Raw genomic sequence first — 14002 nt, forward strand, 5'->3', positions numbered from 1 at the left:
TTAGCCCTCCACGGTTGCTGTGTCTGTGGTAAAACGATCCACCAGCAAACCATCTTGCATATGCATTTGGCGATCCATTTTCGCGGCCAGCTCGTTATCATGAGTGACAACTAAGAAAGCAATATTCGACTCCTGATTTAACTCACGCATTAAGTCGTAAATCGCTAGCGCCGTATTGTGATCTAAGTTACCAGTCGGCTCATCTGCTAAAACCAAGTCAGGCTTATTGACCAAAGCTCGTGCGATAGCCACACGTTGGCGCTCACCACCAGAAAGTTCTGACGGACGATGATCCATTCGATGTCCCAACCCCACCTTCTCCAGAAGGGCTTTTGCTTCCGCTTTCGCATCTGCAACTTTCGCCCCACCAATCAACAGTGGCATTGCAACATTTTCAACCGCTGTGAAATCAGCCAGCAGATGATGGAATTGATACACAAAGCCAAGATGCTTATTGCGCAATGCAGCTTGTTTGTTGGAGCTCAAAGCAGACAGGTTCTGTCCCAGAAAATCCACTTCTCCTTGAGATGCATCGTCTAATGCTCCAAGGATGTGGAGCAACGTACTCTTACCCGAGCCTGATGAACCGACAATAGACACTAACTCGCCTTTATCAATATCAAAACTTACACCTTTGAGCACTTCAGTATCTAACGAACCCTCTCGGTAGACTTTACGAATATCACGACATTCTAATAGCTTATTCATAGCGAAGTGCCTCAGCAGGTTTAACAGAAGATGCTCGGAAAGACGGGTAAACAGTTGCAGCTAGACTCAGAGCAATCGCCAGCACTACCACTAGTAAAATTTGGAATGAATCAATCACGATAGGTAAGTGACCACCGAAGCTAAATAGTGCCACTCCCGCCGCTTCAAGAATTGCATTGAGGTTAAGTGATAAAGCAACGCCCATTGCACCACCAACAATGGCACCAATCACACCACTGCTTGCGCCTTGAACCATGAAAATCGCCATCACTTGAGATTGAGTCATACCTTGTGTTTTAAGAATCGCGACTTCAGATTGCTTCTCCATCACCACCATGATCAAAGCGGAAATAATGTTAAACGCCGCAACACCAACGATCAGCCCAAGCATCAAGCCCATCATATTCTTTTCCATTTTGACGGCTTGGAAAAGCTCACCACGTTGTTCTCGCCAATCACTCCATTGCCAACCATCAGGCATTGGCTGATCAGCAAAATCAGTCACCATAAAAGGGTCTGAGAAGAACACACGCCAGCCAGAGACTGTATCTTTCGGTAAACGCATCAGCTTTGCCGCATCAGTCATATTAACAATCATAAGCTGACCATCGACATCTGAGCCCGTATTGAAGATGCCAGCTACCGTGAAATTACGTTGGCTCGGAATTCGACCCAGTGGGGTAAATTGGGTGGCATTGGTGACCATCAAACGGACTTTATCGCCCATCGACACTTTCAATGAGCGCGCCAAGCTGTGACCAAGGAATATTTTGTACTCACCTGCTTGAAGAGAAGATAAACGTCCTGCGATAAGGTGGTTAGAAATCGGGTCGCCAAGTTTGGGCTCTATACCAATTAAATAACCAGCTGTCAGTTGTGCAGAGCTTTGAATAACAGCCTCACCACGAACAATAGGTTCTGGTTTTGCTATGGTCGACATATCTTGAATGAACTTTGGAGCAGCTTCACTGAGAGGCGTTTTACTATCGTGTTGCGAAATCACAGCATGAGGAAGCACTCCTAAAATGCGCTCTTTCAACTGGGCTTCAAAACCGTTCATTACGGAAAGCACCGTCACTAACGCCATCACGCCAATTGTGATACCGGCTGTCGACATATAAGAAACAAATCGGCTAAATCGGTCTCCGGAGCGTCCCCGAAGGTACCGCAAGCCAATAAACAAAGAAATAGGATGATACATATAGGACAAACCAACTGGTTATCTAGTTATGAAGCCATTACTTAGCTAGTTAATACGGGTTATCTTACCTTACTCTTACAATGAAGAAGACAAGATAATCGCTAAATTTGTCAACGACATGCAATAAGTCCCCATTTACAGCAAAAAGTTCAGCCAGAGAAACGGGGAAACTTGATAACTTAACCTGATTAGCGATAATCAACCCCCTATCCTACTCATTCCTAAATGAAATGAGAGCGCTCGATGGCAGAAAAGGACCGAATTATGACAGAGCAAGAATATTTTACCGTACACCACAATCTGACTATCAACGTCGAAACGCTAGGGACGGACTTTGCTCTGCCAGATGAAGAGACTTTCCAATCCGAAATTCCAGCGCCTTTTATTGTCGCAAGTGAATTTAGCCATTTAGATATGTTAGCTGATAACGCGAGATTGGAGCTGCAAAACAAAGAGTTAAAACACGTCATCCATTTGCTGGATACTCAAAACTCTAAACTCAACTTACTGCTCAGCTTTATGCTCTCGCAACAAGATGACATTGCACTCCGTTTCCAGACTACGCAATTCGGCGCAAGCCAACTGAGCTACCGTAGCGATTCTGCCGTAGAAAAAGACCAACTGGTTCGTGTGAAGCTCTTCTTAGATCATCCTGCTGCAGCAATTTACTGCTACGCTCAGGTAGTAGAGTGCGAATCTGCCGAGCAAGGCTATGTAGTCACACTAAAGTACAAATTACTTCGAGAAGCTGACCAAGATTTATTGATTAAAGCCGCACTATACCAACAGCAAAAACTACTCCGTCAGCGCTCATTAGAGCGAGATAACAAATAATTACCATGACAAAAGCAACGATTCTGTCCGTCACCAATCCGTCTGAGCGTGGCGATAAAAAACAGCTTGGCAACTTACCGGGAGCGGCATTGCCGATGGCGATTGCCGAGCTAGCAAAACAACACTCTAGCCACTCTCTGCTAGTGGTACCAGACCCGCAAATCGCGCTCAAACTGCAAGCAGAAATTGAGCAATTTACCGACCAACCTGTAAGCCTATTCCCTGATTGGGAGACGCTGCCATACGACAACTTTTCTCCACACCAAGAGATCATCTCAGATCGTATTGCACGCTTATATCAATTGCCAAACCAAAATCGTGGTGTGACCATTGTGCCAGTGAGCACAGTATTACAACGCCAGTCCCCGCGTGATTTCTTACTGCAACACACCTTGATGGTGAAAACGGGCGACCAATTCTCGCTGGAAAAACTGCGTGTGCAACTGGAGAACTCTGGCTACCGTCACGTTGATCAAGTTTTTGGTCCAGGTGAATATGCAAGCCGAGGTTCGATCCTAGATTTGTTCCCAATGGGCAGTTCAGATCCATATCGCATTGATTTCTTTGATGACGAGATCGACACCATTCGCACATTTGATCCAGAAAACCAACGTTCGATCGAAGACATTCAGCAAATCCAGCTTCTGCCTGCGCATGAATTTCCGACGACGAAAGCGGCTATTGAAGATTTCCGTACTCGTTGGCGCTCTCAGTTTGAAGCTCGCCGCGAGCCTGAGTCAATTTACATGCAAGTCACCAAAGGCACTTGGCCGGCGGGCATCGAATATTGGCAGCCACTATTTTTCGATCATACAGAAACGCTTTTCGATTATTTACCCGATGACTCTCAACTGATCACCTACGGCGATATTGAAGCCGCAGTCGATACCTTCTTGAATGACGTTGACTACCGCTACGATCAAAAGAAAATCGATCCACTGCGTCCGTTGTTAGCACCACATGAATTGTGGCTGAAGAAAGATGAGCTATTCACTCACTTCAAACAACTACCGCAAGCTCAACTGAGCCTAGAGAAAATCGTTAAACGTGCAGGTCGCCAGAATCTCGCCGTTCAATCTCTGGCAGAGCTTGGTGTTCAACAGCAGAACAAAGAGCCGTTAGCGCGTTTACGCCAATTCAGTGAACAGTTTGCGGGTAAAATCGTTTTCTCTGTCGAGTCAGAAGGTCGCCGTGAAGCATTAACAGAGCTACTGCAAGGCATTAAAGTGCGCCCAGTAGTCCATGGTTCACTATATCAAGCGCTGGATTCTGACGATCGTTTCAGCCTAATTCTAGGTGCTGCGGAACATGGTTTTATTCATGAAGAGCTAAATTTCGCGCTGATCTGCGAAAGCGATCTGCTTGGCGATCGCGTTATCCAACGTCGCCGTAAAGACAAAAAAGCAGTCAACAGTGACACCGTCATACGCCACCTAGCTGAACTTAAGCCGGGTCAGCCTGTTGTGCACATCGATCACGGTATCGGCCGCTACATAGGCCTACAAACTCTTGAAGCTGGCGGTATGAAAACGGAATACGTAACACTTGAGTATCAAAATGATGCCAAGCTTTACGTACCCGTATCTTCACTGAACTTGATTAGCCGCTACTCTGGCGGAGCTGAAGAAAGTGCACCGCTGCATAAACTAGGCGGTGAATCATGGGCAAAAGCTCGCCGTAAAGCTGCTGAGAAAGTTCGTGACGTTGCAGCAGAACTTCTGGATGTTTATGCCAAGCGAGAGCTAAAACCGGGCTATAAATTTGAGCTCGACCGCGGTCAATACGCAACTTTCAAAGCAACTTTCCCGTTTGAGGAGACCGACGATCAGTCAATGGCAATTAATGCGGTCTTGTCTGACATGTGCCAAGCAAAAGCCATGGACCGCCTAGTTTGTGGTGACGTTGGTTTTGGTAAAACAGAAGTCGCAATGCGCGCTGCATTTGTTGCCACAGACAACAGTAAGCAAGTGGCAGTCTTAGTACCAACCACTCTGCTTGCACAGCAACACTTTGAAAACTTCCGCGACCGCTTTGCTAACTTGCCAATTCGCGTAGAAGTCCTGTCGCGCTTTAAATCGGCAAAAGAGCAAAAAGTGATTCTCCAAGATGTCGCTGATGGCAAAGTTGATATTGTCGTTGGTACTCACAAGTTGCTATCAAGCGATATTAAGTTCAAAGATCTTGGCTTGTTGATTGTTGATGAAGAACACCGATTTGGTGTGCGTCAAAAAGAAAAAGTGAAAGCAATGCGTGCCGATGTCGACATCTTAACGCTTACCGCAACACCAATTCCGCGCACATTAAACATGGCAATGAGTGGCATGCGCGATTTGTCGATCATCGCAACACCACCAGCACGCCGCTTGGCGATTAAGACCTTCGTACGTCAACGCGAAGACTCCGTAGTACGCGAAGCAGTACTCCGTGAAATCATGCGTGGTGGTCAGGTTTACTTCCTACATAACCAAGTCGAAACGATTGAAAAAACCGCCGAAGATTTGCAAAAGCTGATTCCGGAAGCGCGAGTTACCGTTGCACATGGTCAGATGCGTGAACGCGAGCTCGAGCGCATCATGAATGATTTCTATCATCAGCGCTTCAACTTACTCGTATGTACTACGATCATAGAAACAGGTATTGACGTACCAACCGCCAACACCATCATCATGGACCGAGCAGATAACCTAGGTCTCGCGCAGTTGCACCAGCTTCGTGGTCGTGTTGGTCGTTCGCACCACCAAGCGTACGCTTACCTGTTGACGCCACATCCAAAAGCAATAACGAAAGATGCAATCAAGCGTCTTGATGCAATTGCGTCACTGGAAGACCTTGGTGCTGGCTTCACTCTTGCTACCCACGATCTTGAAATCCGCGGGGCTGGTGAGTTACTGGGTGACGAACAAAGTGGTCAAATTCAATCGGTTGGTTTTACACTATATATGGAAATGCTTGAACAAGCCGTTGAAGCCTTAAAAGAGGGCAAAGAGCCTTCACTGGATGATCTACTTCGAGAACAAACTGAAATCGAAATGCGTATTCCAGCTCTTTTGCCAGATGACTACATACCAGACGTCAACACTCGCCTATCTATGTACAAACGAATCGCGAGCGTGACAGATAAAGAAGGGCTATCAGAATTAAAAGTGGAACTGATTGATCGTTTCGGCTTGCTACCTGATGCAACGAAGAACTTACTGTCTGTCTCTGAGCTAAAAATTGCTGCTGCATGTCTCAAAGCTAAGAAAATTGAAGCTCATGACAAAGGTGGTTTCATCGAGTTTTACCCTGATGCTGACATAAACCCAGCATATTTAGTTAAACTCCTGCAATCACAGCCGCAAAAATTTGCAATGGAAGGTCCAACTAAGTTCAAGTTTAGCGTACCATTGACGGACCGACGTAAACGCATTCAGTTTGTTCAAGACTTACTGAATGATTTTAAACAGAATTTATTACCAACGAGCTAATAGTCGAATGAGAATACTGATCCCATTATTACTTCTTTGTGTCTCAATGCCATCATGGGCTGCGCGTCAATTTGATATTGAAGTAATTATTTTCAAGCGAGCAGTCGACGCTGAAAGTACCAGTGAATCATGGCCAAACAAACTGCCAACTATCGAAATGAGTAACGTCGGCAGCTTACAAAGCGATTCTTACCGTCAATCAAAAGGCGTCACCCTGCTTCCTCGTTCTTCTTACAGATTGAACGCTCAAGAAGCAGCACTTAACAACCATGCAGGCTTTAAAGTATTGAAGCACGTAGCGTGGCGTCAAGGTGACCGTGGTAAAGCAAGTGCACCAGTTTTCCGCATTGTTGGCGGGCGTGATTTTTCAGGATCATATAATCCAGATGGCAGCTCAATCACTGGCAATGCACATTCCTTAGCGACCGATGGCTATAGCGAAGAAAGCGTTAAAGGTCCACTTTATGAGTTAGATGGCAAATTACAAATCTACGTTCAGCACTATTTGTTTGCCGAGACAACGATGGACTTACGTGAACCGAGTGTTCGGGAGGTTCACATTGAATCGCAACCTTCAGAACAATTGTCTGAAGAATTTGGCGAAGTCGATGGTAACGTGCAAGTCGGTAACTTAGCAGAAGTCTCTCCGACTGTGACTGAAGAGACATTCTTGAAGAGCTTCCGAATGGATCAGAAGCGTCGTATGCGCAGTGGCGAAACCCACTACTTAGATAACCCATTAATGGGGATGATCATTCAAGTTCGTCGAGTACAATAAAACACAGTACCAACAACAAAGCGCAGCACTTGCTGCGCTTTGTTTTATTTGAAATCTAACATGGAAGTTGTATGAGTCCAGATTTTGAAATCATAACCCCTCGTTTGGCTCTCAGATTAATCCCATCTGAGGAAGCCCATATTCTACAACGCATACTGGCAGAATCCCCTTCCCTACACCAATGGTTAGATTGGTGTGATGAAAATGTCTCACTAAGAGATGCGCAAGATTTCTTGCTCGCTACGCGACTGAACTGGGTAAAAACAGAAGCGTTTGGTTTTGGCATTTATGAACGAAGTAGCGATAACCTTGTTGGTATGGCTGCTGTCAATGAGCTTTATCATACCTTCAATATGGCAAGCATTGGCTATTGGGTTGCGGACCGTTATCAACGCAAAGGTTACGCTCAAGAGGCAATCCGCGCGCTTGCCGAGTTCTGCTTCGCTAAACTCAATTTGACTCGCGTAGAAATCGTCTGTGATTTAGATAACACAGCCAGTCAGGCTTTAATTGAGTCTGTTGGTGCACAGAAAGAAGCGATTGCCAGAAACCGATTTATCTTTCATGGGAAGCCAAAAGATGGGGTCGTTTATTCACTGTTACCCAATGACTTGGAATGAAAAAAGCCACCGACATGCGGTGGCTTTTCTTCTATTTGTTATTTGATTCTCTCGCCAAATCTTCAACAAAGAACCAAAAATTCAAATTAGTGCAGTTTCAAGTTTGGACGCAATACGCGGTTGATACGACCAACCAGCATCATCAAACCCGTTTTAATCACACCGTGTAGCGCCATTTGGTGCATACGGTACAGGGAAATGTAAACTACGCGTGCGATGCGACCTTCAACCATCATAGAGCCTTTGGTTAAGTTACCCATCAAGCTACCAACGGTTGAGAAGCGGCTTAGAGACACTAGAGAGCCGTGGTCTTTGTATTCGTATGCTTTAAGCTCGCGACCATTAAGCTTAGCCACAATGTTAGTGAACGCTTGACTTGCCATTTGGTGCGCAGCCTGAGCTCGTGGCGGCACAAATGAGCCATCTGGCTGGGTACATTGAGCCAAGTCGCCGATAACGAAGATGTCGTCATCACGAGTGGTTTGCAACGTGTTTTTCACGACTAATTGGTTAATACGGTTCGTTTCTAGACCGGCAATACCTTTGATGAAATCAGGCGCTTTGATACCCGCAGCCCATACCATGATTTGTGCAGGGATTTTCTCACCATCTTTGGTAGTCAAACCGTCTTTGTCCGCTTGTGTCACCATGGTCGCAGTACGCACGTTTACACCTAGCTTAACCAACTCTTGATGCGCTGCAGAAGAGATACGTGGTGGAAGCGCAGGCAGAATGCGCTCACCTGCTTCAACTAGGTTTACATTTAGTTTGCTAGAGTCAAGATCGCCGAAGCCATACGTACGTAATTCTTTTACTGCGTTGTGAAGCTCTGCCGATAATTCAACACCAGTTGCACCCGCACCAACGATCGCGATATCTACCGTACCGTTACCGTTTTTTGCATGCAGTTTTAAGAATTCATTATTCATTTCACTACGGAAACGGTGCGCCTGTTCAGGGCTGTCGAGGAAGATACAGTTTTCACGAACCCCAGGCGTATTGAAGTCGTTTGACGTAGAGCCAATTGCCATAACCAGAATATCGTATTCCAGTTCACGGCTTGGCATCAGAAGTTCACCATGTTCGTCTTTTAGTTCACTTAGAATGATCACTTTACGTTCACGGTCAATGTCTTGAAGGCTACCCATTTGGAAATCGAAGCAATGGTTTTTGGCATGAGCACGGTAGCTCAATGCATCCACACCTTCGTCTAATGAGCCTGTTGCCACTTCGTGCAACAGTGGTTTCCACAAGTGGCTCGCTTTACGGTCTACCAGTGTAATTTGCGCGCGGTTCTTACGACCCAGAGTGCGACCCAGTTTGGTAGCCAACTCAAGGCCACCAGCACCGCCGCCTACAACGATAATGCGTGTCACAATGTTATCCTCTACAAAAATGAATATATGGGTTCAGCTCGACGTAGACTCACAGTTACGCTGCGGTCATACATCCAACCGATGAATTCTTTGGTCTCTAGAGGTGAGCTCACTTTTTGGATAAATCCCGACGCCATCATGTTATTGCCTACTCTTGTTTTCGGCTTATGGTCCATCGGGTTATTCGCCTGAAACACACGATCTCAGACAAAAAATGGGCAAGTTTCTTACTCGCTCTCAATTTTTTTTGATATTTATCAAATTATTTTTACCAAGTTCATTATATAGAGCAATCCTTTGATGGCAACAAAAATCCTTACTCTGGATACGGATTGACTACTTTTCATCTGCTTGACGGTAACGTTTTCGTGCCACAAAAGGTTAAATCGATAAATCAAGCCGATAAATCGATACAAAATGTAAAATTTGGCAGAATCAGTGCGATAGAGTCAAAACCAATAGATACAAAAACAGCACTTCTTGAAGTGCTGTTTAAAGGTAGTTAAATTTTTATCTATTGGGCAATTTATGCGTTCTTAAATGCCTTCATCGCTTGCAGATGATGAGAGATTTTCTTGAACTTGTGCGTTTGGTTCTCATCCCAAATAATCTGATAATGCTTGTCCAACTCCGCCGCAGTTTTCGAATTGTCATGTATTTCATCTTCTTTGGATAAAATCACTAAACAACGATCTTGGTTTTTGGTTCGGAATTGCTCGACACATTTGGTCGCGATATCTTCATATTCTTCGGGACGATCAATGCGACCTGCCATCGTTTTCTCTGGATGCAGGTTTGGGTTGAACATCACCTGCTTAATGCCGCAAAGAAAACCGATACGCTCTGACCAATATGCGCCAAGGCCAACACCACAGATAAGTGGGGCTGGGTCATTCGCTTGGTCGATGACCTTAGACACTTCCTTCAACAAGTGCTGCATATCGTGCTTAGGATGAAGTGTGCTGTAATTGATGAAACGAACGTCATCATCGATGAATTGCAATTGAAGAACTTTTTCGTGGTTACCTGGGCTTGTACTATCAAAGCCGTGCAAGTAAATAATCATGTGTACCTCTCCCTGTGACTTGCTGGTACTTCACTTTAAACTACCACTATTTCCTTATGGTTAAAGAGGAAAAAGTCATGAGTTATCAAAACAGTGATCTTCCATACATAATAAGTCTTTAAACTCATTCGCACTGTCTAAGTATTGTTCATCACCCCACAATTTGTAGGCGATCAAATACCATAACATCGCCATCATAATGGTCCTTGGCATCCACGCACGTACGCCTTCCAGCCACAGAGACACATCATCAATTTGACGAATCTCGCAATACTGAGCAACACCCTGCTCAATTGGTACATCGGCAAGCTGCAAAATCAAAGTGAGGTCTAATCTTGGATCAGATAAAGCGGCGTATTCCCAGTCTATGACCTTCACCCCCTCTTCACCACGAACCAAGTTATAACAACCAAGATCGAAGTGGCACAGTGCAACGGGAACTTGTTCAACACTCGGTTCCGACCGCCATTTTCGATACAAGGTTTCAAACTCTGTACCAATGTACTTACCACCTAGCTCTAACCAGTAGTGATCAATTCGTGACAAGTAAGAGAAAGGAACCAAAGGAATCGCCGTCGACGGATATTCATGAATAGCAGCAGCGATTGGCAATAATTCATCAATATCGATACCAGGCTTAGTCAATGTCTCACCCGGAACCCACTCCACTAGCAAACCTTGCTCATGAACAAAGACAGGTTTAGGTCCGAGGTTAAGCGGGGCGATTGCATTGAGCACTTGATATTCGTTATGGCGAGATATAGCAAAGGTCTTGCATACGTTACTGGTTGGTCGCCAGACATACGCAAGACCCTCTGAAGATTCCAACCGCCAACAACGATTGGTAAGTCCACCAGTGACGGTTTGAACCTTCACTGGTGGTGAAGTAAAGAAGCCATCAAGAGTATTTAAACTCGGATCTAACTGTTTCGCTTGTTGCCAAGAAAACCACGCCATGAATGACTTCTCCACTCAAGGTCATATGACCAACAAGAATCAATTAAAGACCAAATAGGCTCTTAGATTGCTCTTTACGGATTTCTGTTTCATCCGCCCATTCAATCAGACCTGTTTCTAGATCCATTAGGCGCATCGTCATTTTGTAGTAAACGTCTTTGTCACTGCCTGCATTTTTCACGATGCTAGAAAGGTTGCCGTAAAGCATGTATTGCGCACCGACCATTTTACCGAATTGGATAGCTGTGCTTTGGTTCACTAGCTCGTCAGTGTTTTGGAAGTTAAGTTGCTCACGAACAGATTCCACACGATCCATGTCTACAAAACGGAACTTACCAGAGTTCAGCATCTTAGTAGAGATAGTGTCAGTAATAGATTCAGTATCGATGTGCTCACTTGTTTTGTTCTTGATGCGCTCAACAAACACGATAGGACGTTGGTCACGAGTAATTGCTGCCACTGAACCTGACATCATCATGCTGTCGACCATTTCGCCAGCAATTTTTTGTAGATCCGTCGAGCCGAAATCAATCGTTGTTGTTTCTGTCGCTTGCGCATCACCGTAAGAGACCTTATTTGAACAACCACCCAGAATGACGGCAAGACCTAAAAGAGCAATAATACTTTTTTTCATGAGAGTTCCTTAGTTTGTGTTTCATACCAAGGTGCCTCCACCTTGGCAAAGCAGCATAGCCGCCGAAATTGTGTTACTCGAGTTGAGTTAGTTATCATCTGCTTCGCGAATTTGTACGCGAAATTGTGTTCCGTTTGGGTTCACCGTCACTTCAGACAGAGTCACCTGTTCGAATCCACGCACAATCATTTTGCGCCACGGACCAGGTTTAGTGTTCACTTCCAGACCTGTATTGTCATACCAATAAAAGCGATAAAGAATGTGCTGGTCACCTTTGTAGTTACTGCTTAACTGCACGACACCTCGTGGGCGATCATCCACGTAAGTCGTTGTGATGTTGTCAACTAACAAACGGCTACCCAAAACATTGTCATTAAAAAACACCTTTTGAGTTTGACCATCAATTCGGATACCTGCGGTGTTGTCAGCACACCCGGCTAAACCAATGATCACCGCTAAGCCTATAAGCCATGCTCTCATTACAACCTCCCTAGTTGTTTATGCCACACTGTTGAGTGCGAACCCTGACGGGACACCCAAACCAACGTGGTTTGTTGTGCTGGCACGTCAAATTGATACACCTGATCACCTAAGTTAAGACTCTGCTTGCCCGGCTTCACCACTTTCGAAGCCGTTTTCACCGTCCCCGGGAGCGTCTGCCAACTTCTGGTATCAGGTTGTTCAGTTAATGTATTCCAAACATTGAAAAGAATGTTGCCGACGTCATCGCCTTTCTTCGCTGCTTCTTTTCTAATTCGGTCTTTTGCCCAAACACGAATTGCCTGACGAATAACAATCGTCGTTAAACGTTCGTTCAAATCGTTTTGAGCCATCGAGTTAACATCGACTAAAGTGCTCGATGGTAATTTGCTGCCATTCAATGCCACATCGCCAAAACGCTGCGTTCCGCTTTTTGGGTAATAAGGTAATGCGAGCGAGTAAATTGCACCATCACCTCGGCTGTCATATATAGGCAAATCTATACGCCAACCTTGTAATGCTTCTACAACACCTTGTTCGTCGATCACGATCACGCGACCTTGAGACTTACTCAACCCTGAAGGTGCTTTACCATAACGTTTTTCAAGTAAACGTAAGTCTTCACGCATGCCGAGCTTTTTTGCGGCATACATGGTGCTTTCAATCACTTGCTTATTGTTTGGCATCACCGCAAGGGCACGACGGTAGTCTACATACGCACTATTCAAATCTCGTGACGCTTCATATAAAAGACCCGACAGATAGAACAAGTAGCCATTTTGTACTGAACTTAGCTTTTTACCCGCATCTGGGTAGTTTGCAAGCACGCTACCTAGGTTCGCCGACATGCCTTGACTCTTAAGATCCTTCTCTGCGCGTTTTAGTTCCTTTTCACGTGCTTTCTTCGCTGCTTCTTGCACTTGGTTAGCACGGCGCATTTCTACCAGCGCACCTTCGAGATCATTCTTTTGCAAATAGTTTAAACCTAAGTACAAATGCAAAAAGCCGAGCTCATAATCGGCAGGCTGATATTCATTTAGATTGTCGTTAACGGCAAGAGAACCAACGCTGGTTGCTGTTTCCGTAACAGAAATGGTTGCACGATCTTGTTGTTTACGAACTGCACGATCGCTTTCTTCTAATGAGTTCAAGCTGGTAGGGTAATCCTCAGCAAGAAACGAAATTCTTCCTTGTTCAAAGTTTCCAAGGATTTCGCCACCTACATCACTTGATTGCAGTTGTTCAGCTTTGGCGTATTCACCAGCAACCACCGCTTGGTAGACTTCTTTATTTTGGTCGCTGTAATGACTGAACAGATTGCCAGCGGATAAGTTCGCACATCCCGTAGCAAGCAGGACCCAGCTCATCAATCCGAATAGCTTCACACCATGTTTCACATTTATCTCCACAAATGTGTCGTTCACAGAAATATACCCAAGTAATTTCAAAACATTGGCTGAGCCAAACATCCCGAAGTGCTTGGGTATAAAGAAGTGGATGAACTGCTTCATCCACTTCTAATAGATTAGCTCAATACCATTGGACCTAAAGGACGACCGCCCACTAGATGCATATGAATATGATAGACTTCCTGACCGCCATGTGAGTTACAGTTTACAATCAAACGGTAACCGTCTTCTGCAATGCCTTCTTCTTTAGCCAGCTTTTTCGCAACCGTGAACATGCGCCCCATCATCGCTTCATCTTCGGCTTCCACGTCATTAGTTGTCGGGATCAGCTTATTTGGAATGATAAGAATGTGGCTTGGTGCACGCGGATTAATATCACGAAACGCCGTTACTAAATCATCTTGGTAAAGGACATCTGCTGGGATTTCTTTGCGAATAATTTTGCTAAAGATGGTTTCTTCCGCCATGGGTA

At 45.1% G+C, this 14002-nt stretch carries 13 protein-coding genes; 4 read left to right on the forward strand and 9 right to left on the reverse strand.

Translation table 11 applies throughout. From position 1 onward, the window contains the following. Positions 1-708 (reverse strand): lipoprotein-releasing ABC transporter ATP-binding protein LolD, encoded by a 708-nt coding sequence (gene lolD / locus MHO32_RS03175; RefSeq protein ID WP_029790268.1) that lies wholly within the window; start codon positions 706-708, stop codon positions 1-3. Continuing rightward, positions 701-1909 carry a lipoprotein-releasing ABC transporter permease subunit LolC gene (gene lolC, locus MHO32_RS03180; RefSeq protein WP_239210639.1) on the reverse strand — a complete coding sequence of 403 codons (1209 nt, stop codon included), beginning with the start codon at positions 1907-1909 and terminating at the stop codon, positions 701-703. Before lolC ends, lolD begins: the two co-directional genes overlap by 8 nt. 264 nt (positions 1910-2173) lie before the next feature. On the opposite strand from lolC, the gene MHO32_RS03185 reads away from it, so the two are divergent. The 4 genes from MHO32_RS03185 (at position 2174) to MHO32_RS03200 (ending at position 7608) form a co-directional block, all read left to right on the forward strand. Then, complete coding sequence (locus tag MHO32_RS03185) at positions 2174-2743, forward strand: PilZ domain-containing protein (protein ID WP_009698318.1); 570 nt, start codon at positions 2174-2176, stop codon at positions 2741-2743. Positions 2744-2748: 5 nt separating this feature from the next. Next, the gene (gene mfd / locus MHO32_RS03190) at positions 2749-6210 is read left to right on the forward strand and encodes a transcription-repair coupling factor (protein WP_239210640.1); all 3462 of its coding nucleotides are present in this window, start codon (positions 2749-2751) and stop codon (positions 6208-6210) included. Positions 6211-6217: 7 nt separating this feature from the next. Continuing rightward, complete coding sequence (locus tag MHO32_RS03195; RefSeq protein WP_074050253.1) at positions 6218-6988, forward strand: peptidoglycan binding protein CsiV; 771 nt, start codon at positions 6218-6220, stop codon at positions 6986-6988. A gap of 71 nt (positions 6989-7059) precedes the next feature. After that, positions 7060-7608 carry a GNAT family N-acetyltransferase gene (locus MHO32_RS03200; RefSeq protein WP_005446680.1) on the forward strand — a complete coding sequence of 183 codons (549 nt, stop codon included), beginning with the start codon at positions 7060-7062 and terminating at the stop codon, positions 7606-7608. A gap of 86 nt (positions 7609-7694) precedes the next feature. Here the strand turns inward: MHO32_RS03200 and MHO32_RS03205 are convergent, their stop codons facing one another. The 7 genes from MHO32_RS03205 to hinT all read right to left on the reverse strand — a co-directional run bounded on the left by MHO32_RS03205 (position 7695) and on the right by hinT (position 13997). Then, on the reverse strand, positions 7695-8984 hold the full coding sequence (locus MHO32_RS03205; RefSeq protein ID WP_050933599.1) for an NAD(P)/FAD-dependent oxidoreductase: 1290 nt from the start codon (positions 8982-8984) through the stop codon (positions 7695-7697). Positions 8985-9510: 526 nt separating this feature from the next. Continuing rightward, positions 9511-10050, reverse strand: coding sequence for an alpha/beta hydrolase YcfP (gene ycfP / locus MHO32_RS03210; RefSeq protein WP_005446677.1), 540 nt, complete (start codon positions 10048-10050; stop codon positions 9511-9513). A 75-nt stretch (positions 10051-10125) separates the two neighbouring features. Then, positions 10126-11007: a thiamine kinase gene (thiK, locus tag MHO32_RS03215; protein WP_239210641.1), complete on the reverse strand. Its 882-nt coding sequence runs from the start codon at positions 11005-11007 to the stop codon at positions 10126-10128. 43 nt (positions 11008-11050) lie between these two features. Next, positions 11051-11641: a penicillin-binding protein activator LpoB gene (gene lpoB, locus MHO32_RS03220; RefSeq protein ID WP_005431666.1), complete on the reverse strand. Its 591-nt coding sequence runs from the start codon at positions 11639-11641 to the stop codon at positions 11051-11053. 87 nt (positions 11642-11728) lie between these two features. Further along, positions 11729-12121 (reverse strand): YcfL family protein, encoded by a 393-nt coding sequence (locus MHO32_RS03225; RefSeq protein WP_005446667.1) that lies wholly within the window; start codon positions 12119-12121, stop codon positions 11729-11731. Then, positions 12121-13518 carry a COG3014 family protein gene (locus MHO32_RS03230; RefSeq protein ID WP_009698321.1) on the reverse strand — a complete coding sequence of 466 codons (1398 nt, stop codon included), beginning with the start codon at positions 13516-13518 and terminating at the stop codon, positions 12121-12123. The genes MHO32_RS03225 and MHO32_RS03230 overlap by 1 nt, the downstream gene beginning before the upstream one ends. Before the next feature lie 128 nt (positions 13519-13646). Further along, the gene (gene hinT, locus MHO32_RS03235; protein ID WP_005446662.1) at positions 13647-13997 is read right to left on the reverse strand and encodes a purine nucleoside phosphoramidase; all 351 of its coding nucleotides are present in this window, start codon (positions 13995-13997) and stop codon (positions 13647-13649) included. Between the last annotated feature and the right edge of the window lie 5 nt (positions 13998-14002).

The sequence above is a fragment of the Vibrio sp. MMH1-50 genome (genome assembly GCF_022347645.1).
Taxonomy (GTDB): domain Bacteria; phylum Pseudomonadota; class Gammaproteobacteria; order Enterobacterales; family Vibrionaceae; genus Vibrio; species Vibrio harveyi.